Source organism: Phytobacter sp. MRY16-398, assembly GCF_003925915.1.
In the GTDB taxonomy this organism is placed as follows: domain Bacteria; phylum Pseudomonadota; class Gammaproteobacteria; order Enterobacterales; family Enterobacteriaceae; genus Phytobacter; species Phytobacter diazotrophicus.
The window spans coordinates 3733424-3756506 of record NZ_AP018756.1; the positions used below are offsets into that span (position 1 = coordinate 3733424).

The following is a 23083-nucleotide window of genomic DNA, read 5'->3' on the forward strand; positions in this document are numbered from 1 at the left end:
AGAACTTTACATTTGCGAAAGGGAATTAAACCGTCTCAATATTAACCGTAGAAATCTCCTTCGTCTGGAATGTTAAAAAGCGATAACTCAACTAAAAAGCGAGATCGATAAGTAATGTGTCACTGTATGTTCCTCCCGGTGGGGTCGTCTGATTCGGCATGACCTGCGCCGTATAGTTATAGGTGCGTAACGTGCCATCGGTGCTGATCGATGAAGACGTCCCACTGGACCAGCGCTCCGCCCCCGCAGCCCCCCAACGGGATGATGTGCTGCCTTTATAGATTTCATAACTCAGCCGATTTGAACCGTTTGCCATCTGCCGTACCGTCCCATTGGCATTGTTGCCATTATTGATACCAATGGTATAGGCATACCCTTTAGTGCAGGTCACGCTAATCGATTGTGAAATGGCGGGGAACGCCTTCGCGATTGGCGCACTGCCGAAATTGACATTAGGTGCTGAAATCGCAGTGCAATCGTTGGTCACTGTCATGCTTACCGTAAGATTCAGCGCCAGGTTACCGCTTTGCAACTGCGTACAACCGGTTAAAATGGTCCCCACCGCGCATATGTTGTAGTAGAGATTCAGGTTTAACGTCCCCGCATAGGGGCCAGCCGAAACGCTTTGACCGGTCACAGTGCGTAGAAAGAGTGGCAGCGTATAGCGCTTCGATCCCAGTACCGTCAAAAGAAAAGTGCCATTCCAGGTATAGCCAGCCCCACCGTTCGTGACTTCGCCCGACGAACAGCCAGACACACCGCATAATTTCACCGGGATGGTATCCGTCACTGTTAAATCATCGGTACGCTTCATCGCCCCACGACTGGCAACCAGCGTTGAGGCACCTGTCATAGTGAGTGTTGCGTAGTCATTTGTCAGAAGCGACAGCGCGGAGTCGCAATCAAGATAGATATTGGTAGACACCGGTTGCTCGGCGCTATTGAGGGTAAAAGATGTCACTGACGTGCCAAATGACGGGCTGTTATTGGATAAACTGGCGGTACAGGCAGCCCAAACCTGTGCGCTCGTTCCCGACAGTAATAACAGCATTAACAGGATACGACGCATCAGTTGCTCCTCTTACACACAAGCGGGCCGTACGTTTCCAGCTTATGCTCTGGGTTGGCATTCAGGGTCAGGTTAGCGGTGCAGCGTGTGTCATCGGGTAACCGGACATTAAGCACACTGACTTCATCCAGATTTTCCAGCCAGGCAATACCGTCATAGCCCACAATAGCCGTCGGTTTGCCCTGGCGACTCACTTCACTGGTGAGCGGTAACGGATTGTTTTGCTCATCATGCAGGATCACACTCGCCACCCGCTCGCGCACCATCGGAAATTCCACCAGATAGCCTGAGTAACGACGCAGAGCAAGCCGCCGCTCGGTCTCAATGATCTGCGTGTCGGCGGGTAAATTCAGGGTGTCAATGCTGTAATTGGCCGGATAATACGAGGACACGCCGCTTATGAGCAGGTAGCCATTTTTATTCGTTTTTCCAATGAGTTGATTTTCATAATTTACCGGAATTTCCGGCTCTCCCCCCGTACTCACGACCACAAAGGCATCATTGATTCTTTTGGCGAAGAAGAATTCGTTATCCATCAGTACCAGCGATCCCATCGCCTCCCCCCACCATGTCCGCATGTCGCTGTAGCCGTACATACCCCCCTGCAATTCAACGTTGTTATTGCGCCAGCCGAGCGTTCCTTGTTGATAACTGTCGCCTTTGGTCTGTCGCGCCAGCGCCATATTCCAGCTCAAACCACCGTAAGAGGGCATCGAATGTCCGTAATTAATCCGCTGCGCCGTGCCCGTATCCGCAGTGTTATCCACGCTCAGAGACACGCTGTCCCGATCGCCGAGCGGAATTTGTACCGAGACTGCGGCGTTCCAGTCACCGCGCCCATTGTCACGGCTTGCCGAAACATAAATATTGCTGTCTCCCCACAGATTGCGGCTCCATGAGAGGTTAAGCAATTCAGTCTTGCTGTTGTCAAAATTGCGAACGCCAATCCATGCCGCGCCAATATTGCCAAAATCGCCGAGATTAAAAGAGAGTGAGTATTGGTCCGTTTTACGACTCAAACTGGCTATTGGCGGCGTGTTATTGTCATTGGGATGGTCGTAATAGTAGTTTTGTTCATACAGCGCCAGGTTGCCGAAACCGCGATCGCGACGGATATGCTGCGTGGCAATGCTGAACATACCGGTACTGTACTGATATCCCCAGTTCAATTGACTACCACTGTCGCCCCGCATCTGACTTTGCGTCCATGACGTATTCACCACCCCAAGACGCCACAATTTCGCGACAGCGCCCACGCCGCCCAGCGCCAGTTTCTGCGCCCCTTCCCCATGAGCCTCCAGCGTCAAATAATCTGTCAGGCCGTAGCGATAAGACGCACTTCCCACCATGGAGCCATAGTCGAAACTGTCGATACCGTAATTACGCCGCAGCCCCCCCAACGTTGTCGCACCATCACTGAGCCCCTCTTTAAGCAACTCGCTGGCTACATAAAACGGCATGGTGGTACTGACCTTGCGTCCTAACGCATCGGTGGTGACCAGTACTGCATTCCCTGCACCGTTTATATAAGGCAAATTGGTCAGGGTAAAAGGGCCTGGCTCAATTTGTTTCGACCCGGCGCGGTAGCCATTAATGAATACATCAACCGAGGTCGGAACCGCCGCCTCGCCGGAAAATGACGGAATGGGCCAGGTCACCAGATCAGGACGCAGTGAAAAGTCACGCCCATAGCTGATCCCCCCTACGCGTACGCTGTTACTCCAACTTAGCGAGTCGGAAATCACATCCCCCACACTCCACTGGATAGCATTGTCTTCATCAGTCAAATGGAGGGTGGTGTCATAACGGGTATAACCATCCTGTTGCGCAGGTTGACCCGAAAGGCGGGAGATGGCTGTCCCGGTCGAGGAAAACGTCATATTTCCGGAGAAATAGCGAAACTCATGCCAAAGAGAAGCACGCGTACCGATATTTTCCGTGTTATTGGTGTAGACATCATAATTCAGCAGCGCGCCACGCCCATCGGGTAAGGGGCTACGCTGCTGTCCGCCATTGAACGCGGTAAACCGCTCCGGCAACCACCCATCAGGAACAAACAGCAATAGCCGCTGACGTTCGCTATCGTAGTCAGTGCGCACGTTGGGTAACGCTGACACGTTTACCTCTCCCTGAGGAATATAATCTGCGGATATTCCGCAACGCTGCAGATCGGCGCTGGCGACAAAATAAGCACTGCCACGTCGCGTCACCGGTACAACCTGTTGCGTATCATAATGATTTATGACCAGGTTTAGATGAAACACCACCTGTTCATTCACTACTTGTGCATCCGGCGGCGGTGGAAGTGTGTCATCGCCCTGCTGTGCTCTGACATTAGCCGAATTGCCTAGCAGCATGATCATCGCCGGGAAAATTACCTGGCGGGAGACTGCCATTCACTTTCTCTGGCATTGATTGTCGCTTTAAGCTCTACAGGGGCAGGCAACCCGGCAGGGAGCGGCCAGGAACGCGTTTCCCCTGGCAGGACATAACCCAGCAGTCCGTCAGCAATGACCCGTGTTTGCCCACCTTGTCGGGCGGAGACAGCCGTCAAACGAACATGCACATCACCCTGGTTACGTATCTGCAGCGCAGGTTTTCCATTTTCTCGTACGACTTGCCAACTGAGTTCGCGCGGATCCACCAGCGCATGGTTTGCACTCTCAGGATAAGTAGTAATCCCCTTGCCATAAATAAAGAGCGGGATGGAGTAACGCATTTGCAATTTGATACCCATCTGTCCCTGAGATGAGCTGGCTGGAGGGATTTCATCAACAATGATTCGGTATGCCTGTTCTGTGCCTGCGGGTATCTCCGTCTGTTTTATCAAGCGGATAAGCTGCTTAGTCCCTTTTTGTATAGTGACAATAGGCGGGCTGGCGACCACATCCGTCTGCGGTTGATAGCGCTCATCGCCACGCTCCTGGCGCCAACGGACGATACGCACCTGCATGGTTGCTGGCGTGTTGCCCTGGTTCTGGATCCACAACTCGGTGGCTTTATTCTCTGATCCTAACCAGGGATCAATCGGCCAGAGTAAGATTGTGGCTGCCGCATTGGCGTCTCCCACCGCAGTACACAGCATCATCATTAAACCTGCCGCCCTTGCGGCGCCGGAGGTGACGCTCATTTCCCTTCTCCCTTTACCATGTCAATGTCACAGTCAATTGATCAGAATATGTCCCCGCTGTGCCGAACGGGGACAGTTGCGCGGCGCCAAAGATGCTGAGCGCGATATTATTGGCATCGCTATAGGTGACTGACACCGACTGATTAGCACCAATTTCTGTGTTTGCCGCCAACGAGCTACTGCGGTAAATGCGATACGGAACCCGCTGTGTTCCACCGTTTAGCTGCATATTGCGTACCGTTGAGTAATACATCCCACCATTGATGCTCATGGTTAAGGCAACACCCGGCGTGCAGGCGAGTGACATTCCGGCATTCGGTACAAAGCTGGTGGAGATCTGGCCGCTCTCCACCCCCGTATGAGTACCAAAATCAAGTGCGCCCAAAACCCCACCGACGCCTCTCGTTACAGAACATCCGGGTGTAATGGTCGCGCCAACGGTAAAAGTTTGTTGCGTCACCGTGACGGCAACCGCAGGCCCTGGCAGTACACTCATGCTCAGCGATAGCCCAAAAATGGCGCGCAACACCCCGTGACTTCTCGCGAGAGAAGCGCACTTTCCTTCTGGTTGCATCATATTGACGCTAGTAGGTCACGCTCACGTTTAGGGTGTCCGTATAGGTCCCAGGCAATACCGTTACGCTGTTACCCCCGCCAGTAATGCGCCCATACAACGTGTAAGAATCCACTCCACCGCTGGTGGTGGTTCGCGGGATGGCGGCACCGTTAACGATCTCATTACTGAACGCGCTGTCGCTAAAAACGCTGTACGCCACCCCTTGCGTGTTCGTTGGCGTTGCGGAACGCAAATACCGTGCCACTGTACCCGGCGTTCCCACTGTGGTGCCTGGTGTTGCAGTATTGGTGTTGCCGGTTATCTGGACGGTATAGCTGGCGGTCGTGCATTGGATAGTGAACGAACTGCCGCCAGCGCCCGTGTTAGAAAGTTGAGTGGTCAATTGAGAAAATGTGGCGGGATTTGTACCGAAGTCCAGTGTACCGAAGTTGATACCGCTTTGAGAGGGAGAACCATTAATTAAACATCCGTTTGATAATGTCAACGTCGCCCCAATAATACCGTTACTGGTAACCGCATCGGCATTATTTACCGACAGCGTCACCAATCCAGTTAACAGGATAAGGCGTATTTTCTTCATATTATATCTCCGGGAAAGGCGAGCGTTCATCCAATATAAAAGAGCAACGTCATTAAAAACGGATGTGCGTAACTCAATAGGAGTAATAAGAAAAATTTAGTTGATGTCCAACGCTTCGACCACTGAATATGCCCAACGCCCCTAAAGGGTGTGTTAGTATATATTTTGATTGTTTTTCAACAAGTTAATTATAATGAAGCGTAACAAGAAAGATATATGAAAAGGATATATTAGCAATAATGTGATGAATATCACAATATATGGTATAACGTAAATTCACCATTAGCATATTTAAAATGCTTATTCGCACTGGTGAAACCACTGAAATTAAGCAGCGCTTAAACTTTAAAAAATAAGTTTATTCTTTATTAACTTTATTATGATGCTCGACCATTTTTTAAAATAAAAAGCCCATAACAAATGCAGGCCTTAAAAAATGACTTCAACCAGTTAAAGTTAATAATTCACACTGACATAAATAGTATCTGAATAGTTACCCGGTGCAATCGCAGTATTTTTACCACCGCCGCGAATGCGGCCATACAGCGTGTAATAATCCACACCGTCAACTGTCGACAGACGAGGAAGCGCTGTGTTATTGGCAATCTCGTTATTAAAATTACTGTCACTATAGAGACTGTAGGCAACGCCCTGGGTGCTATTACTGGCGCTTCGCAGATAGCGTGCCGTAGTTCCGGGTATACCAACAAGCGACGTGGGCGCCGTGGTGTTGGTATTACCGGTTATCTGTACACTGTAGCTATTGGTGGTGCACTGGATCCCAAATGCATTCCCACCTGGCCCGCTGTTCGACAGTTGCGTGGAGAGTTCGGAAAAGGTGGCGGAATGGTCGCCAAAATTGAGCGTACCGAAGGAAATACCATTCTGGCTGGCGGAACCATTAACCAGGCAGCCGTTCGTCAGCGTCAGGGATACGCCAAGGGTGCCACTGCTGCTTGCCGAAACCTTAACCGGTAACGCCAGCGGCAATATGCAGGCCAACAGAAACAGATATTTTTTCATAGTACAGTTCCGGAAAAAGCGCAGTTTATTCATCACGCAGTAACAATTAAAAAATTGCACTTCCATCGCTGCATAACATCGGGCATTCCTAAAATTGCATGTCACTGACAAATAAAAAATTATAAATATCTATGCTATTCAACAAATTAATGAAAGTTTCTTACAATTTGACGTAAATTAGAATTCAAATAATTCAGTTGCGTAACAGATTCTATAATATAGGAAGTTAAGCCGAAAGAAAACATTATTTACGCACACTAAAACAAATTCAACGCTATGCTGCCATCTGTCTCTTTTAAAGAAACCCCATATACGTAATGCGTCATTATTCAGTAAATACAATGTGCCGTGTGTATTAACACGCAACATAACGGACATTCACATCATTTATCGTCAGGTATTTCTTTGCGTCGCTATATTTACGGTGATAAATACAGGAATCAGGACAGATGAATAAAAAACAAAAAGCGCGAGTGAATGGCAGGAAAGGAAAGAAACCCCCACGCGATGGCGCAGGGGTTTAAGGACGCGCGATTAGGCGACGTGGGTAGCTGCGATATCCAGCAGTGCCATCTCGTCGCTGTTCAGCAGTTTTTCGATGTTGACCAGAATCAGCATACGCTCACCCAGCGCGCCAAGACCTGTCAGGTACTCGGTGGACAGGGTAACCGCGAATTCCGGTGCCGGGCGGATTTGATCCGCAGCCAGCGACAGCACGTCAGATACGCCATCGACAACAATCCCAACCACGCGCTGACCAAAGTTCAGGACGATGACCACCGTGTTATCGTTGTATTCAACGTCCACCTGGCAGAACTTCACGCGCAGGTCGACGATGGGCACGATGACACCACGTAAGTTAGTGACACCCTTGATAAAGTCAGGCGTGTTGGCGATACGGGTGACCTGGTCATAGCCACGAATCTCCTGCACTTTCAGAATATCGATACCGTATTCTTCATCGCCCAGGGTAAATACCAGGAATTCCTGACCCGATGGCTCGCCAGCCAGTTTTGTTACATTGCTCATACCGGTCATGTTTTTACCTTCTTTTAACTCAGTCAGGCGGCAGTGTGCGCCACACGTTGTTCACGGTTTAATCCCTGTAGTGCCGAAACATCAACAATCAGCGCAACGCTACCATCACCAAGGATGGTTGCCGCAGAAATTCCCGGCACTTTGCGGTAATTGCTTTCAAGGTTTTTCACTACTACCTGATGCTGACCAATCAATTGATCAACCAGCAATGCATAGCGACGACCGGCACTTTGCAGGATAACGACAATCCCCTGCGTAGCTTCGGTTTTCGCGCCATTAACATCAAATACTTTCCACAACTCTACCAGCGGCAGGTACTCGCCACGCACTTCGAGTACGCGCTCGCCACCGGCCAGTGGGTGCAAATCTTCTTCGCGCGGCTGCAGCGATTCCATCACCGCGTTCAGCGGCAGAATGAACACTTCATCGCTCACTTTAACGGACATGCCGTCAAGGATTGCCAGGGTCAACGGCAGCAGAATGCGGATTGTGGTACCTGCGCCCTGACGTGATTTGATCTCAACGTGGCCGCCCATCTCCTGGATATTACGTTTCACCACGTCCATGCCCACGCCACGCCCGGAGACATCGGTCACCTGCTCAGCGGTAGAGAAGCCCGGCGCAAAGATCAGCATGCCGACTTCTTCGTCGCTCATGTTTTCGTGCACTGGCATACCCTGCGATATGGCTTTTGCCAGGATACGTTCACGGTTCAGGCCTGCACCATCGTCGGTGACTTCGATGCAGATATTGCCGCCCTGATGTTCTGCGGAAAGGGTCAGGTTGCCAATCGGTGATTTACCCGCTGCAACGCGTTTTTCCGGAACTTCAATCCCGTGGTCAAGGCTGTTACGCACCAGGTGCGTTAACGGGTCAATGATGCGCTCAATCAGGCTCTTATCCAGTTCTGTTGAGCTACCTTGCAGGGTCAGTTCAACCTGTTTATCCAACTTGCTCGCGAGGTCACGCACCAGACGCGGGAAGCGGCTGAATACATATTCCATCGGCATCATACGGATAGACATGACCGATTCTTGCAGATCGCGTGCGTTACGCTGCAACTGCGTCATGCTGGTAATCAGGTCGCCGTGGGTGACCGGGTCAAGTTCGTTCGAGCGCTGAGCCAGCATCGACTGCGTAATAACAAGCTCGCCGACGAGGTTAATCAACTGGTCAACTTTCTCTACCGCAACACGGATACTGGTTGACTCACTGGCGCGGGCCGGTTTTTCACGACCTGCGGGTTGCTCTTTGGCGACCGCTTTCAGCGCCGCGACAGGTGCAGCCTGGACAACCGGGGCCGGGGCTGAAACCGGGGCCGCTGCTGCTTCTGGTGCGGCCTCTTCAACGGCTTCAACCGTTGCAGCTTCCGCAGACGCGGTTTCCGCAGGTACGCTGGCGTTTTCAAAGGCGATCTGGTCTGCTTCTATAACGAAGCACAGCACCGCAATGATATCATCCTGGCTTACACCGCCATCCAGCGTGACGCGTAAGGTATCCGTCCCTTTTACAACGTCAGTGAGCGTACCGAGGTTACCCAACTCTTCTTCCAGAAGGCTGACTTCGTTTTCTTTTAGACGCGACAGCACAATACGCAGCTTTCCGTCATCGGCTGGGCTCGCCGGAGCGGCAGCCTCAGCGTCCTGTGCGGCGCTTTCAACAACGGACAATTTGGCGCTATTGGCTGCAGCCGGAACAGCTTGCCCTTTGGCTTCCAACGCTAATTGACGCAACGCATTGCAGATATATTCAAAGCTGGCGGCATCTGGCTCCGTAGAGCTTTTATAGGCATCGAGCTGTTCCTGCATAATATCTTTGGTTTCCAAAAACAGGTTAATGATGTCAGTGTTGAGCTGCATTTCCCCACGGCGGGCTTCATCAAGCAGGTTTTCCATCAGGTGCGTGGTTTCCTGCAAAATGGTGAAGCCAAACGTGCCCGCACCGCCTTTAATAGAGTGGGCGGCACGAAAGATGGCATTGAGTTGTTCAGAGTCCGGCGCTTCTGGCACCAGGTCTAACAAATGCTGCTCCATGTCGGCCAACAACTCGTCAGCTTCATCAAAGAACGTCTGATAAAAATCGCTAATATCCATGCTCACGCAATCACCTCGACTCGGGTTGTGGCGATGTTGTAACTGCCGCCGCAGGCGCGGATGCTGGCGCTGGCGCCGCTTCTGCCTCCGGCTGTGTAATGACGCTTATTGGCACATTCTGGCTTTCGGCGTTCTCATGCAGAATGGCTTCTTCTGCTTGTTTGTTTAGCACCAACAGGCTGATACGGCGGTTGATCGCCTCATTCGGTCCGCGCTCTGCCAGCCTCATTGTGGCTGCCATGCCAATGACTCGAAGCATTTTTCCATCGTCGAGACCCCCAACAACCAGTTCTCGTCGCGAGGCGTTTGCACGATCCGCTGAAAGCTCCCAGTTGCTGTATCCTTTCTCACCGTTGGCGTAGGGATAGTCATCGGTGTGTCCGGAAATGCTAATTTTGTTCGGAATACCATTCAGTACCGGTGCTATAGCCCGCAAAATGTCACGCATATAGGGCTCCACTTCTGCCCGGCCGGTTTTAAACATCGGGCGGTTCTGGCTATCGATAATCTGAATACGCAAACCTTCCTGAACAAGATCGATCTTGAGGTGCGGGCGTAAAGCACGCAATTTCGGATCGGCTTCGATCAGTTGGTCCAGATCGCCGCGCAATTTTTTCAGCCTTGCTTGCTCCATGCGTTGCTTGAGATCATCAATGTTCGGCTGTTTTTTAACTTCACCCTGCTGCTGTGTGTAGTCATCGCCACCGCCCGGAATCGGACTGTCGCTATTCGAAATTCTTGGTCCACCCGTTACCGCTGTTGCAAGGGGTGTACGAAAGTATTCGGCAATCTGAATCAGTTCTTTAGGGCTAGAAATTGAGATAAGCCACATAACCAGGAAAAAAGCCATCATCGCCGTCATAAAGTCGGCATAGGCTATCTTCCAGGAGCCGTGCGCTCCCCCGCCATGTCCTTTATGTTTCTTGCGTCTTACGACGACGATAGGATGGGACTGATTTTTCATGCGTCCTCAGTCGTTGTCTGTTGGTTAGGGTTTCTTACCGCGCGCACGTGTTCATCCAGTTCGACAAACGACGGACGTTCGGTTGAGTACAGCGTTTTACGCCCAAACTCGACGGCAATTGGCGGCGCGTAGCCGTTCAGATTCGACAACAGTGTGATCTTGACGCACTGCATCATTTTGGTGGTTTCGGCGCTTTTCTGACGCAACACGCTGGCCAGCGGAGAAATAAAGCCGTACGCCAACAAAATACCAAGGAAGGTTCCCACCATCGCGTGAGCAATGAGCGCACCAAGCTCCGCCGCCGGACGGTCCGCCGAGGCCAGTGCGTGAACCACGCCCATAACCGCCGCAACGATACCAAATGCGGGCAACGAATCCCCTACCGCCGCCAGGGCGTTGGCCGGGACTTCCGCTTCACTTTCGTGGGTTTCGATCTCTTCGTCCATCAGCGCTTCAATTTCGAAGGTGTTCATATTGCCGCTGATGATAAGACGCAGATAATCAACAATAAATTCGAGCATGGTGGCATCGGCAAGGATGCGCGGATAGCTGGCAAAAATCTCGCTCTCTTTCGGGTTTTCGATATCCCGTTCAAGGGAGAACATCCCCTGCTGGCGAGACTTCGCCATCAGCCGATAGAGCAGCGCCAGCAAATCCATGTACATACTTTTTGTGTATTTGGAGCGGCGAAACAGCAAAGGTAACGCCTTGATGGTGCCCTTGATGGCTTTACCATTGTTGCCGACGATAAACGCACCGATGCCAGCGCCGCCAATGATGATAAGCTCGGACGGTTGATAAAGTGCGCCAAGGTGCCCGCCGGTCATCATATACCCGCCAAGGACAGCACCCACAACCACTATGTAACCTAATACGATAAGCACGACATCATCCTTCCGCTAATGACTATGGCAAGGAAGACAAATCGCAGGGTTTTCACGAAAGGCAGGGAAAAAAAAAGCAGCGGTATAACTTCACCGCTGCTGGAGTTTGTCCCACACCTTGTTCGGTCAAACAGCCTGATCGATCTGTTCTTCCAGCAGTTGTGGAATAATATCGGCAGCATCCCGGGAAAGTTTACGTCTTTTTACCGCACGAGAAGGCGGCTGGCATAAACTACAGGCGAAACTGCCAACAGGCTGATGCGCGTGGGTGATAAAGTTACCACCACAGCAGTTACAGCGAGACAACTCCAGCATTCCGCTTTCCACGAAACGTACCAAAGTCCAGGCACGGGTCAGAGCCAGCAGTGGCCCTTCCTCAGGCTGAGGGCATTGTTCGAGATAGAGTCGATAGGCTTTAATTACCGCATCAACGCCGCTGCATAACCCGGTTTTTAGTAAGAATTGCCAGGCATTACAGAACATTGAAGCATGAATATTTTGCTCCCACGTCATAAACCAGTCGGTGGAGAATGGCAGCATACCTTTCGGCGGCGGGCTACCACGCAGCTCTTTATAAAGCTTGATGAGACGACCACGGCTCAGTTGCGTCTCACTCTCCAACATTTGCAAACGTGCGCCCAGCGTGATCAGTTCCATTGCTAACTGAATGTCGCGGGCTTCTTGAACAATACTTTTCTCGCTCATGATTACGCCCTTTTCTTCCGGGCTGGTTCACCTGCTTGGGTAGATTCATTCAGCAGACGAGTAGAGAGCAGAATGCCGGTATGGATTTGCTGTAAATCATCCACACGGGATTCCTGAGTCAGACGCGTAATGGTCTGATGGTTGTCAAAGCGGAACTGACAAATAACTTGATTTGTTTCAGCGAGCTTAACCATCTGTGGAAGAGTTAACTCTCCCAGCGTATTCGCCATTTCTTCGTTAACACCTAAGCGGAACATGGCGGACGCTTTGTCCTGACTAATTAAACGCTGAGCAAGGAGCAGATATGACAGATTGATGTCATAAATGTGTTTCAGCAACTCGGATGTATGCATTTTTCCCATCCCGAATAACCAACTTGTATCTTATGCGGACAAACCGCACCCCGTGATGTCGCCGGGAAAAAACCCGGTATAAAAAGAAAGGCTAAATGCATAACAGACTTAGGATCTCGTGCGGCAGGTCTCTCGCTCAAATGTTTTTACCTTGCCACACTCTTAATCATTTCTTACAAAGAACTAAGATTTTTCCTAATTCGACGCAACTGTACTCGTAGGTGCTGAGACATACAATGTGACCAGAGTGAAATTTTGGAAAAAATGTGATCCACGTCACATAATTTACGCATTTCCTGGTAAGAAATCTATCAGTCCTGCTTCTGAATTGATTATTTTTTGTTCTAACAATCCATTTTTCTATTCTTTTAATGCGAATACTCATTCATATGACATATCGAAATACAGCGCAGTGGTCAGATGTGTACTATCTTTAGGCGTTTAAAATACGCAATTCGTCTCTAATAAAGAAACAATAATAAATAGCTTTATAAAACAATAAATTAGAAATACAGCCACGCTTATTAATTGCCGCGCGGGATCATTTTAAATTTGTTAATCAGGACGATTAATAATTTAGGGATTTAACTTTAAATTCTTAAAATTTAGCTTAAGCGCTTAATTATAATTAAGATGATTAAACATCAGGCTGTCCATTTCATAAGATTAATTAATGAATATTTATGAGTTTCTTCACAAGTTTGTCATATTGGTCTATTGCTACGTTGGCGCAAACGGAGTAATGGTGATATGTGAACCTCATAGATAAGGAGCCAGTCATGGGCTACACGCATCTGTTGGTTGCGGTATCGGCCTCGCCGGAAAGCCACGCCCTGGTGGCAAAAGCGGTGTCAATAGCACGTCCGTTTCACTCCCGCTTAACCCTCATCACACTAACGTCCGATCCCGAAATGTATAACCAGCTTGCGGCACCGATGATGGAGAATGTGCGCGAGATTCTGCAGGAAGAGACGCAACAGTTTATGAATGACCTGGTCAGCCGCGCTGATTACCCCATTGAACAGGTGATTATTACCTCTGGTGAGCTCAGTGAGCACGTGCTGCATACCTGTCGTACACAGGGCGTCGACCTGGTTATCTGTGGGAATCACAATCAGAGTTTTTTTGCGCGAGCAGCCTGCTCCGCTAAAGCGATAGTCGGTTCGTGTAAAGTGGATGTCTTGCTGGTGCCATTAAGCGAATAACCCCTCCCGCGTAACGGAAGGGGCTCTTGTCAGGCCATTTTCGGGAAGGTCGCCACTTTGTTTTGCAGGCTACTGTGAGCACTACGTGGCGTGATGCGCTTTAAATCGCTTATAAACCGTTCTTGCCAGTGGTTGATATCATTTTGCTCAATCACCTTAAGCATTTCAGCATGACGCGCGATACGCTCAGCCAGCGGCATCGTCAGTGCCCTGTCCATCGCGGCAGCCACATCATCCCGGTCGTAAGGGTTAACAATCAGCGCCGAGGTTAGCTCGTTTGCCGCACCGGCAAATTGCGACAGCACCAGTACGCCCGGGTTCGCAGGATCCTGCGCGGCAACATACTCTTTCGCGACCAGGTTCATCCCGTCACGCAGTGGTGTGACCAGCCCGACCTCCGCGTATCTAAAGACTTTCATTAACACTTTGCGATCAAAGTGCTGGTTCAGATAATAGAGCGGCGTCCAGCCAAGCTGACCATATTTCCCGTTAATGCGCCCCGCTTCCGTTTCCAGTTGATGACGAATGTCCTGATAGGCCTGTACTTCGCCACGCGAGGTCGGTGCGATTTGCGTATAGCGAATCTTGCCGTGATGCTGCGGATACTTCTCCAGCAGCGTTTCATAGGCGAGAAAACGCTCCGGCAACCCCTTGGAGTAATCCAGACGCTCAACGGAGAAGATATTCTTGACGTTTTTCAGCTCGTTTTTAAGTTGCGCCAGTTTGGGTGGCAACGGCCCCGAAGCCTGCTGGGCAATCTCTTTCGGTTCGATACCAATAGGGTAAACCTCGGTCTGGAACGTTTTGCCCCATGCGGTATGGTGCGTACCGCCACGTGTTGTCAGACGTGTTTGGGTAGACAGACAGTCAAGGAACGCCAGACGATCGCTCTCGGTCTGGAAACCCAGCAGGTCATAGTCACACAACTGCTCAAGCAGTTCGGCATTCGGCGGCAGCGCGTTGAAGATTTCCGGGGTCGGGAAAGGAATATGCAGGAAGAAACCAATACGGTTATTCACCCCACGCTTGCGCAATTCACTGGCAAAAGGCAGCAGATGGTAATCGTGGATCCACAGATTGTCATCATCTTCTACCAGCGGTAATAACTTATCCGCCAACAGGGAATTTACCCGCTGATAGCCCTCCCATGCCTCACGCTGGAACTTCACCAGGTCCAGGCGATAATGGAAAGCCGGCCATAACACGGCGTTGGAAAATTGAGAATAATATTGCTCGTAATTCTCTTCGCTGAGGTTAAAGGAAGCCCATGTGATATTTCCACGCGAGACCTTTTTCAGCGGTGCATCTTCATCACCGATTTCACCACTCCAGCCGAACCATAATCCGCCCGTGGCTTTTAATGCTCCCAGAATCCCTACGGCCAGCCCACCTGCGCTGGACTTTTTATCGTCAGGCGGAGCAATGCGATTAGATACTACGACTATGCGACTCATAGCCATCTCTCCTGTTTGTTAGCGCCTTTTTTTCTTGTTCTTGATGGTCAGTTATACGTTTAAGCCACTGATGGACGTCATTCACACAACCCAAACGCCATTGCGCGTGAGTTGCACCAGCCCCTACTTTCACCGAAATACCTGATTTCGCGTTCACGACCTCAAAGCCGTGCTCATCCGTCAGATCATCGCCGATAAATACCGGTTTTCTTCCCCTAAACGGCGACTCCTGTAAAAACGCGTCTATAGCGGCACCCTTGTTGATGCCAGACGGTTTAAGTTCGATCACACATTTGCCTGGCTGCATCGCCAGTTGGCCCCAGGTCTCAACCATTTTGCGTGCCAGAGCGAAGATTGCCTCTTCATGCTCCGGTGCCTGCCGATAATGCAGAGCGAACGCCATCCCCTTGCTTTCAAGCTCGGCACCCTCAAGTGCGGCCATTCCCGTAGTCAGTGCCTGTTCCAGCGGCTGGATGATCTCATCTGGCAACGTGACCCGGTGAGTTTGACCGTTGATATCGCGGCGCTCTGCCCCATGAACCCCGGCAAGGGGAAAACGGTAAGGCCTGGCAAGCTTGTCCAGCTCTGCCATTGAGCGCCCTGAGATCAATGCCACCGCGCCATCATTCATTTCAGCAAGGCGTGCGAGCCGCTTGAGAACATCCGGCGGAACAAAAACCTGGTCAGGGTGAGGTTTGATTTCAGCGAGGGTTCCGTCAAGATCGAAGAAAAAAGCAAAATTTCCGGAAAAGACAGGCGGTTCAGATAACAGGTCAGCCACCCTGGTTTCCTCCTTAATGGTCAACGGTGAAAGGTCTCATACGATAACCTTTCATTATCATTAGCCATGTAAGTATAGACAGTGTGACGCTGCTCGCCATTTTATGCATAACCCATCAACCATTCTGGCGGTTGATGGGTTACTGGAGGTATGCTTAAAGATCAATCATCATAGCGATGACAGGAGGATTACACAGTTCTTTTAGCCTTCTGTTTGTAGCGGTCAAAAATCACCGCAGCCAGCAAGATCAAACCACGCACCACATACTGGGCAAACGGCGAGATGTTCAGCAGGTTCATCGCATTCTCTACCGTCCCCAGAATCAGGATCCCGGCGACCACGTAAGAGATTTTACCGATACCGCCTTTCAGCGAAACCCCACCCAGCACGCAGGCCGAAATCACAATCAGCTCATAACCGATAGAGGTCATCGGCTGACCGCTTGTCATACGCGAGGCCAGGATAATCCCTGCCGCCGCGGATACCAGCCCGGACAGAACAAAGATAATGATTTTCGTGCGCACCACGGGTACGCCCGCCAGACGCGCCGCTTCTTCATTGCCGCCAATGGCCAGGGTGTTTCGACCGAACGTCGTTTTGTTTAGCAGGAAGCCAAACACGATAAGGCAGGCGACAGTCAGCCAGATTGGCGCAGGCAGCCCCAGCCAGTTGGCGTAACCAAGCGTAAAGAAGCTCTCGTCTTCAATACCGACCGCTTTACCATCAGAAATGATATAAGCCAGCCCGCGCACAATTTGCATCGTGGCAAGGGTCGTGATCAGGGCGTTAATTTTCAGCCGGGCAATCACAAAACCGTTAATAAACCCGCTCACCACGCCCAGCATCAGGCCAGCAAATACGCCCAGCCACAGGCTACCTGACATGTTGATCACCACAGCGGTGGTAACACCAGCACAGGCGATGACGGATGCAACCGAAAGGTCGAAGTCACCGGAGGCCAGACAGAACAACATCCCGCAGGCCACCATACCGGACATGGAGATTGCAAGCCCCAGCCCTTTCATGTTCACAAACGAGGCGAAGTTCGGCACAAAAACGGCGCAGCCGATAAACAGTGCGGCAAACACCACCAGCATACCGAACTGATCCCAGATGCGGCCCAGGCTAAAGGCCGATGGCGACTTCGGTGCGCCAGAAGAAGTTACAGATGACATCATATTCTCCTTGCTCAGGCGACAGCCTGGCTAACTTTAGGCATCGCGAGGCTGAGCGCTCGCTGTTCATCGGCCTGACCATGAAGCAATTCACCGGCAATTTCGCCTTCGCGCATCACCACGATGCGGTCGGCGACGCCAAGGACTTCCGGCAGGTCGCTTGAGGCAAACAACACCGCTACACCACGGGCTGCCAGCGCATAGATAACGTTATAGATTTCATGCTTGGCCCCCACATCAATCCCACGAGTGGGTTCATCGAGCAAAATGACCTTCATCTCTTCCGATAACCAACGTCCCAGAATGGCCTTCTGCTGATTACCACCGGAAAGATTCATAATTAACTGGTCGGCACTGGGCGTTTTGATATTCAGGCTACGAATATGATGCTCGGCGTTCTGCGCCTCCCAGCCGTTATTGATCAAACACCCTGCATGGATAAACTTACGCCGGGCGCTGATATTGATATTCTCCTGTACGGAGTGGACGGGAATAATCCCTTCTGCTTTACGGTCTTCCGGGCAGAGCATCATACCGGCGCGAATGGCATGGGATGGTTTCTGGATATTAACCTCAGCACCGTCAATAAAGACTTTCCCTTCGGTAATTCGCGTACCGCCGAACAAACCTTTCATTAACTCGCTGCGCCCTGCCCCTACCAGACCGAACAGACCAACAATCTCGCCGCTGCGTACCGTCAGGCTAATCGGTGTGCGAACACCGGGCGCTTTAACCTGATCGAGGCGTAGCCGTTCATCGCCATAGTCGCGCGGCTGCCAGCCGTAGATGTCGCCCAGGTCGCGGCCAACCATCGCCTGTACTAGCTGGTCATGGTTAACCTGCTGCATGTCCGTGAACGTACGGACATAACGTCCATCTTTAAACACGGTAATGGCATCGCTGAGGGCGAAGATCTCTTCCATGCGGTGCGAAACATACAAAATGACGCGCCCTTCTTTGCGCAGCTCACGAATAACCCTGAACAGGTTTTCGATTTCGCGCGCCGACAGTGAGCTTGTCGGTTCATCAAAGGCAATAACTTTGGCGTTACGTGCCAGCGCCTTCGCGATTTCGACCATCTGCCACTGGCCGATGGAGAGATATTTGAGCGGCGTCTGTGGATCAATATCCAGCCCCAGATGCTTGAGTTGCAGACCCGCTTCATAATTGAGGAGTGAGCGGTTAACGATCCCGCTTTTATGGGGTAACTGGCCGAGATAGATATTCTCCGCCACCGTCATTTCCGGTACCAGATGCAGTTCCTGGTAGATGATAGCCACACCGGCATTGAGCGCCGCCGTGGTATCCGCGAAGCTAACTTCCTGTCCTTTAATTGCCAGCGTACCGGTCGTCGGTGCGTAATTACCGCTGAGAATTTTCAACAGGGTCGACTTACCCGCGCCATTCTCCCCCATCAACGCGTGGACCTGACCGGCATGACAGTCGAAGCTGATATCGCTCAGGGCCTTGACGCCGGGGAACGTCTTGCCGATGCCGCGGAAGGAAAGATAAGGAGTAGAGTCTTGCATAACGTCTCCGTGAATCAGTTCAGTGTACTTCTGGCCCTCCCTGATAAGGGAGGGCACAACCATCAGAGATTTACTTCACGCCTAACCCTTTTTTCGCCAGCTCTTCTTTGAAGTTATCGCGAGTGATCAGCACCACATCGGTAACCGCAGTGAATTTCGGCGGCTCAACACCTTTGGTCACCCAGTTGTAGAGCAGCTCGCTGGTTTTATAGCCATGCACATCCGGGCTTGGCAGCAGAGAACCGTAGAAGCCGGTCGCCTGCGCTTTAGACAGCTCGCTCACCGCGTCCACACCGTTAATACCAATGCCAATCACATCCGCAGCTTTAAAGCCCTGGCCTTCGGTTGCACGCACGCCGCCCAGGACGGTGTTATCGTTCATACCCAGCACCAGCCAGTGTTTCACTTCCGGATGTTGCACCAGCAGAGAGTTACCGGCATCAAACGCACCGGGGATATCGTTTGATTTTGTCGGTACCTGGTAAATTTGTTTTTCCGGGAAGCCCGCGGCTTTCAGCGCATCCATTGAACCGGTGGTACGGCGACGTGCGGTATCCAGTTCATTGGCCGTGATCGCCATAACGCCGGTCGTTTTCACATCCCAGCCGCGTTTTTGCATCTCTTTGTACAATTCCTGACCCTGACGCGCGCCGATTTCGCTGGCAGCCATCATGACCAGAGGAACGGAGGTCATCGGTTCGCCTTTGGCATTAACGAACTGATCATCCACGGTAATGACTTTCATGTCATAACCGCGCGCTTTAGCAACAATCGCGGAACCTAATTTCGGGTCCGGCGTACAGATAACGAAGCCTTTTGCGCCGCTCGCTGCCAGACTGTCGATGGCATTCAGTGTTTTTTCGCCATCCGGAACGGCGATTTTAATCACCTCAAACCCTAAATCCTTGCCCGCCTTATCGGCGAATTTCCATTCAGTCTGGAACCAGGGTTCTTCAGGTTGTTTTACCAAAAAACCCAGTTTCATTGTTTCAGCAATAGCGGATTGTGACATAACGGCGGCAAGGCCAATGGCTGCTAACGCTTTAGTGAATTTGTGCATGGTTAACTCCAGCTTTGACTTTCTTTTACGTAGGGAAAAATAACTACCGGTTAACTTAAAAGGTCATAAAACAAGGCATTAGGATCCGTGCTTCCCTGGATACCTGTGCTGGCAGTAGTTTTAGCGGGAAATTGATTCTCCATAGGAGAGCAATATCACACCGCAGAATTACAGTAATTCCGTACATAAATTCAGCGGATTAAGACATAAAAATGGGCGTATTTGTCGTACAAACCAGAAGGGTATTAGCAGGATAATCCATAGCTCCAGCTCGGTTATCCTTGTCCCCCGATACAAGGTGTATCGGGGTGTACAAGTTACCAATGGTAATAAATATGATCTGCGTGATCGCGCACGGGGGTTTCATCGCCCAGCAAGCGTGCCGACAGGGCAAACGCAAAATCAAACGCGTGGCCAAGACCTTTGCCGCTTAACAGATTGCGGTCTTCCACCACCGGGGCATCAACGTACTCGCCGTTTCGAACCCCTTGCCACAAATCGCCGGAGCAGACGTAGCGGCGGCCATCCAGCAGGTCATTGCCGCCGAGCACTCTTGCGGCCGCGGAGCAAATCGGGCAAATCAGCCTGTTCTGCGCATCGTGATGCTTAACAAATGCGATAACTTCTGTGTTCGCGGCAAGGTTAACACTGCCCTGCGGGCCACCCGGAAGCACCACGGCGTCGTAAAGTGTGTCAGCACGCTCGCTCAGCGTGCTGTCTGCCACCATCGGAATATTGTGATAGCTCACTACCGCACGTGATTGCGCGCAGGCCAGCGTTTCAACCTCGATATTCAGGCGACGCAGAATGTCGATGGTAATAATCGCCTCTGCCTCTTCAAACCCTGGCGCTAACAACACCGCCACTTTTTTCATTGCCTACTCCTTACCCTGTTGTTGTCATCAATTGTCCATATATTAAATCAAAACGGTGTTTCAAAATCGTTCTTAAGTCACATTCTTGCCGCCAGGCGAGCGCAAGCCGTCACTTTTCAGGTAACCAGAGAAACCGCAGGCTTTTGAAAGATAGGTTTATTTGCCTGTCGGAATAAGTGCACCCTCTGTAAGAGAAAACGAATATTTATGACTGAATAAAACTATCATCCACATGTCATATGGGCGAAATGAACAATAACGTAATATAACTTAGGATACGCTTCTTCCTCTGTAATCCTTATGCAACTCACGTTGAGGCAGATGGATACCTGAATGGTTTGCCGTATTAATTTAACACGTGCAAAAACTTACTCTGTAATAAGGATATTATTATGATGACCTCTGTAATGACGCAGAAATTGAATACTCAGATGAATCTTGAGTTTCATGCGTCACATCTTTATATCTCTCTTGGCAACGGGTGTATGACGCGTAACCTTCCTGCTATGGGGGTGTTTCTGCGCATTCAGGCGCAAAAAAGTGTGACGCGAATGATGCAACTGTTCGAATATATTAAGGCGTCAGGGACCTGGCCGGTTATTAAGGCGGTTGATATGGTGGACAATAATTTTGTCTCTGTTGAGGATGTTCTAAAGCAACTCATGGAAAACCAGGCCCTGCGTATCTGTGCACTGGAATGTCTGGCCGAAGAGATCGCATTGGACAGTAATATGGCCACTCTCGAACTCATAAACAACATTCGCGCAGAATATCAAAACAATAACGAAGAATTAAAAAACATTCTCACTATTCAGTATTCCGCTTCCATTGCCTGTTAATTTTTCCGCGTTACCCCTTCCTGTCGTCAGTCGATGTTTAATCCCCCCACCGACTGACCCATTACTTTGCCAGGGTATGAATTATTTGTTAATAAAAAGTATATAAGTTATTGCTTTTATTAATTTTGCTCAAATTGGATCTGGCTCTCATTGAGAGACGTTACAAAATGTAATGATCTATTCAATGTATTAATGTCCAGGACAAGGTGAGTCATGATTACCATTGAATTTATCATTATAATTCTCTGTTTATTAATAGGGACACGTTTTGGCGGGATGGGGCTGGGTTTAATCAGCGGTATTGGCCTTTTTCTCCTGAGTTTTGTATTTGGTCTGGAGCCGGGCAAGCCGCCGGTTGATGTTATGCTCACGATTCTTGCCGTTATTGGTTGCGCAGCTACGCTGCAAACCGCAGGCGGTCTGAACGTGATGATGCAATTTGCGGAGCGGTTATTACGTCGCCATCCCCAACATATTACGTTGCTGGCACCGTTCACCACATGGACATTGACGTTTCTCTGCGGTACCGGGCATGTGGTCTACACCATGTTTCCTATCATCGCCGACATTGCGCTTAAGAAAAATATCCGCCCGGAACGTCCGATGGCCGTGGCTTCTATTGCCTCGCAGATGGCGATTACCGCATCGCCGGTCTCCGTTGCCGTCGTGTCGCTGGTCTCCATTCTTGCCGCGCAACACGGCATTGGTCATGCCTGGAGTATCCTTGAAATACTGGCCGTCTCTGTTCCGGCCTCGCTGTTCGGGGTCGCTATCGCCGCGCTGTGGAGCCTGCGCCGTGGTAAAGATCTGGCAGACGACAAAGAATTCCAGGAAAAATTAAAAGATCCGAAACAGCGTGAATTCATTTATGGCAGTAGCGAAACGCTGATGAATCAGCGCTTCCCCAAAGAGGCCTACTGGTCAACGTGGATCTTTTTTGCCGGTATCCTGGTCGTGGTATTACTCGGCGCACTCCCGCAATTGCGCCCGGCTTTCGACGTAAAAGGTAAACTTTCCCCCCTCTCCATGAACCTGGTCATTCAGATGATGATGCTGATTGCCGGTGCCGTGATGCTGATGGTCTGTAAGGTCAACGCTTCTGCTATATCAGGCGGTGCGGTATTCAAAGCGGGAATGGTGGCTATTTTCTCGGTGTTTGGTGTTGCATGGATGAGTGATACTTTTTTCCAGGCACATCTGAACGAACTGAAAATGGCGCTGGAAGGGGTCGTGAAAAGCCATCCGTGGACCTACGCTATCGTGCTGTTCCTCGTCTCGAAACTGGTAAACAGCCAGGCCGCCGCACTGACCGCCGTTGCGCCAATGGGTCTGATGCTGGGCGTTGAACCCAAAATGTTGATCGCCTTCTTCCCGGCCTCGTACGGCTATTTTGTTCTGCCGACCTACCCGAGTGACCTGGCCTGTATCGGCTTTGACCGCTCAGGCACCACGCGTATCGGCAAATTTATCATTAACCACAGCTTTATCATTCCGGGTCTGATTGGCGTGAGTTGCGCCTGTGCTGCCAGCTACATGTTGGTCTCGGCTTTCTTCTGATAGCAAAAAGCGGCGAAGATCGCCGCTTTTATCACCCTTCCGCCTTTTGTTGCGGACATAAAAAAACCTGCCTCGGCAGGTTTTTTTATCATCAGAACATGGCACCCGGGGGGACATCTTTGAAGGTTTTGCAGTAGGTTTCAAAAATGCTTTTCAGGATTTTGCGCAGTTTCATGTTTTGCTCCGGCGATT

General features: G+C 50.7%; 22 protein-coding genes. 3 read left to right on the forward strand and 19 right to left on the reverse strand.

Going from position 1 to position 23083, the window contains the following annotated elements; translation table 11 throughout:
* Positions 1–91 precede the first annotated feature (91 nt).
* The 12 genes from MRY16398_RS18390 to flhD all read right to left on the reverse strand — a co-directional run bounded on the left by MRY16398_RS18390 (position 92) and on the right by flhD (position 12416).
* The gene (locus MRY16398_RS18390; protein WP_103245712.1) at positions 92–1069 is read right to left on the reverse strand and encodes a Csu type fimbrial protein; all 978 of its coding nucleotides are present in this window, start codon (positions 1067–1069) and stop codon (positions 92–94) included.
* On the reverse strand, positions 1069–3465 hold the full coding sequence (locus MRY16398_RS18395; protein WP_125124978.1) for a fimbria/pilus outer membrane usher protein: 2397 nt from the start codon (positions 3463–3465) through the stop codon (positions 1069–1071). Before MRY16398_RS18395 ends, MRY16398_RS18390 begins: the two co-directional genes overlap by 1 nt.
* Complete coding sequence (locus tag MRY16398_RS18400) at positions 3444–4199, reverse strand: fimbrial biogenesis chaperone (protein ID WP_125124979.1); 756 nt, start codon at positions 4197–4199, stop codon at positions 3444–3446. The genes MRY16398_RS18395 and MRY16398_RS18400 overlap by 22 nt, the downstream gene beginning before the upstream one ends.
* Before the next feature lie 13 nt (positions 4200–4212).
* Positions 4213–4695, reverse strand: coding sequence for a Csu type fimbrial protein (locus MRY16398_RS18405; RefSeq protein WP_232034433.1), 483 nt, complete (start codon positions 4693–4695; stop codon positions 4213–4215).
* 88 nt (positions 4696–4783) lie between these two features.
* The gene (locus MRY16398_RS18410) at positions 4784–5356 is read right to left on the reverse strand and encodes a spore coat protein U domain-containing protein (RefSeq protein ID WP_039078684.1); all 573 of its coding nucleotides are present in this window, start codon (positions 5354–5356) and stop codon (positions 4784–4786) included.
* A 456-nt stretch (positions 5357–5812) separates the two neighbouring features.
* Entirely contained in the window at positions 5813–6379 is a 567-nt protein-coding gene (locus MRY16398_RS18415; protein ID WP_125124980.1) for a Csu type fimbrial protein, read from the reverse strand.
* A gap of 534 nt (positions 6380–6913) precedes the next feature.
* Positions 6914–7417 carry a chemotaxis protein CheW gene (gene cheW / locus MRY16398_RS18420; RefSeq protein WP_039078682.1) on the reverse strand — a complete coding sequence of 168 codons (504 nt, stop codon included), beginning with the start codon at positions 7415–7417 and terminating at the stop codon, positions 6914–6916.
* Between the two features lie 23 nt (positions 7418–7440).
* Positions 7441–9516 (reverse strand): chemotaxis protein CheA, encoded by a 2076-nt coding sequence (gene cheA / locus MRY16398_RS18425; protein WP_071194628.1) that lies wholly within the window; start codon positions 9514–9516, stop codon positions 7441–7443.
* 4 nt (positions 9517–9520) lie between these two features.
* Positions 9521–10474 (reverse strand): flagellar motor protein MotB, encoded by a 954-nt coding sequence (gene motB / locus MRY16398_RS18430; RefSeq protein WP_039078680.1) that lies wholly within the window; start codon positions 10472–10474, stop codon positions 9521–9523.
* Positions 10471–11358 (reverse strand): flagellar motor stator protein MotA, encoded by an 888-nt coding sequence (motA, locus tag MRY16398_RS18435; RefSeq protein ID WP_039078679.1) that lies wholly within the window; start codon positions 11356–11358, stop codon positions 10471–10473. Before motA ends, motB begins: the two co-directional genes overlap by 4 nt.
* 126 nt (positions 11359–11484) lie before the next feature.
* A complete protein-coding gene (gene flhC / locus MRY16398_RS18445; protein WP_039078678.1) occupies positions 11485–12063 on the reverse strand; it encodes a flagellar transcriptional regulator FlhC in 579 nt (192 codons plus the stop codon).
* Between the two features lie 2 nt (positions 12064–12065).
* Positions 12066–12416, reverse strand: a complete 351-nt coding sequence (gene flhD, locus MRY16398_RS18450) for a flagellar transcriptional regulator FlhD (protein WP_039078677.1) — start codon at positions 12414–12416, stop codon at positions 12066–12068.
* A 779-nt stretch (positions 12417–13195) separates the two neighbouring features.
* Here flhD and uspC point away from each other — a divergent pair.
* Positions 13196–13621: a universal stress protein UspC gene (gene uspC, locus MRY16398_RS18455; RefSeq protein ID WP_039078676.1), complete on the forward strand. Its 426-nt coding sequence runs from the start codon at positions 13196–13198 to the stop codon at positions 13619–13621.
* Positions 13622–13650: 29 nt separating this feature from the next.
* Here uspC and otsA read toward each other — a convergent pair whose 3' ends face one another.
* From otsA to MRY16398_RS18485, 6 genes are all read right to left on the reverse strand, one after another.
* Positions 13651–15075, reverse strand: a complete 1425-nt coding sequence (gene otsA / locus MRY16398_RS18460) for an alpha,alpha-trehalose-phosphate synthase (protein ID WP_125124981.1) — start codon at positions 15073–15075, stop codon at positions 13651–13653.
* Positions 15050–15856, reverse strand: coding sequence for a trehalose-phosphatase (otsB, locus tag MRY16398_RS18465; RefSeq protein WP_125124982.1), 807 nt, complete (start codon positions 15854–15856; stop codon positions 15050–15052). The genes otsA and otsB overlap by 26 nt, the downstream gene beginning before the upstream one ends.
* 188 nt (positions 15857–16044) lie before the next feature.
* Entirely contained in the window at positions 16045–17034 is a 990-nt protein-coding gene (gene araH, locus MRY16398_RS18470) for an L-arabinose ABC transporter permease AraH (protein WP_162303309.1), read from the reverse strand.
* An 11-nt stretch (positions 17035–17045) separates the two neighbouring features.
* Positions 17046–18560, reverse strand: a complete 1515-nt coding sequence (araG, locus tag MRY16398_RS18475; protein ID WP_039078672.1) for an L-arabinose ABC transporter ATP-binding protein AraG — start codon at positions 18558–18560, stop codon at positions 17046–17048.
* A gap of 70 nt (positions 18561–18630) precedes the next feature.
* Positions 18631–19620, reverse strand: a complete 990-nt coding sequence (locus MRY16398_RS18480) for an arabinose ABC transporter substrate-binding protein (protein ID WP_039078671.1) — start codon at positions 19618–19620, stop codon at positions 18631–18633.
* A gap of 317 nt (positions 19621–19937) precedes the next feature.
* Positions 19938–20495: a DJ-1/PfpI family protein gene (locus MRY16398_RS18485; RefSeq protein WP_071194632.1), complete on the reverse strand. Its 558-nt coding sequence runs from the start codon at positions 20493–20495 to the stop codon at positions 19938–19940.
* A gap of 392 nt (positions 20496–20887) precedes the next feature.
* On the opposite strand from MRY16398_RS18485, the gene MRY16398_RS18490 reads away from it, so the two are divergent.
* Together MRY16398_RS18490 and MRY16398_RS18495 are read left to right on the forward strand one after the other, a co-directional pair.
* Positions 20888–21334: a ferritin-like domain-containing protein gene (locus MRY16398_RS18490; RefSeq protein ID WP_125124983.1), complete on the forward strand. Its 447-nt coding sequence runs from the start codon at positions 20888–20890 to the stop codon at positions 21332–21334.
* A 213-nt stretch (positions 21335–21547) separates the two neighbouring features.
* Entirely contained in the window at positions 21548–22891 is a 1344-nt protein-coding gene (locus tag MRY16398_RS18495; RefSeq protein WP_039078669.1) for an anaerobic C4-dicarboxylate transporter, read from the forward strand.
* A 91-nt stretch (positions 22892–22982) separates the two neighbouring features.
* Here MRY16398_RS18495 and azuC read toward each other — a convergent pair whose 3' ends face one another.
* On the reverse strand, positions 22983–23066 hold the full coding sequence (gene azuC, locus MRY16398_RS18500) for a stress response protein AzuC (protein ID WP_088218881.1): 84 nt from the start codon (positions 23064–23066) through the stop codon (positions 22983–22985).
* Positions 23067–23083 lie beyond the last annotated feature (17 nt).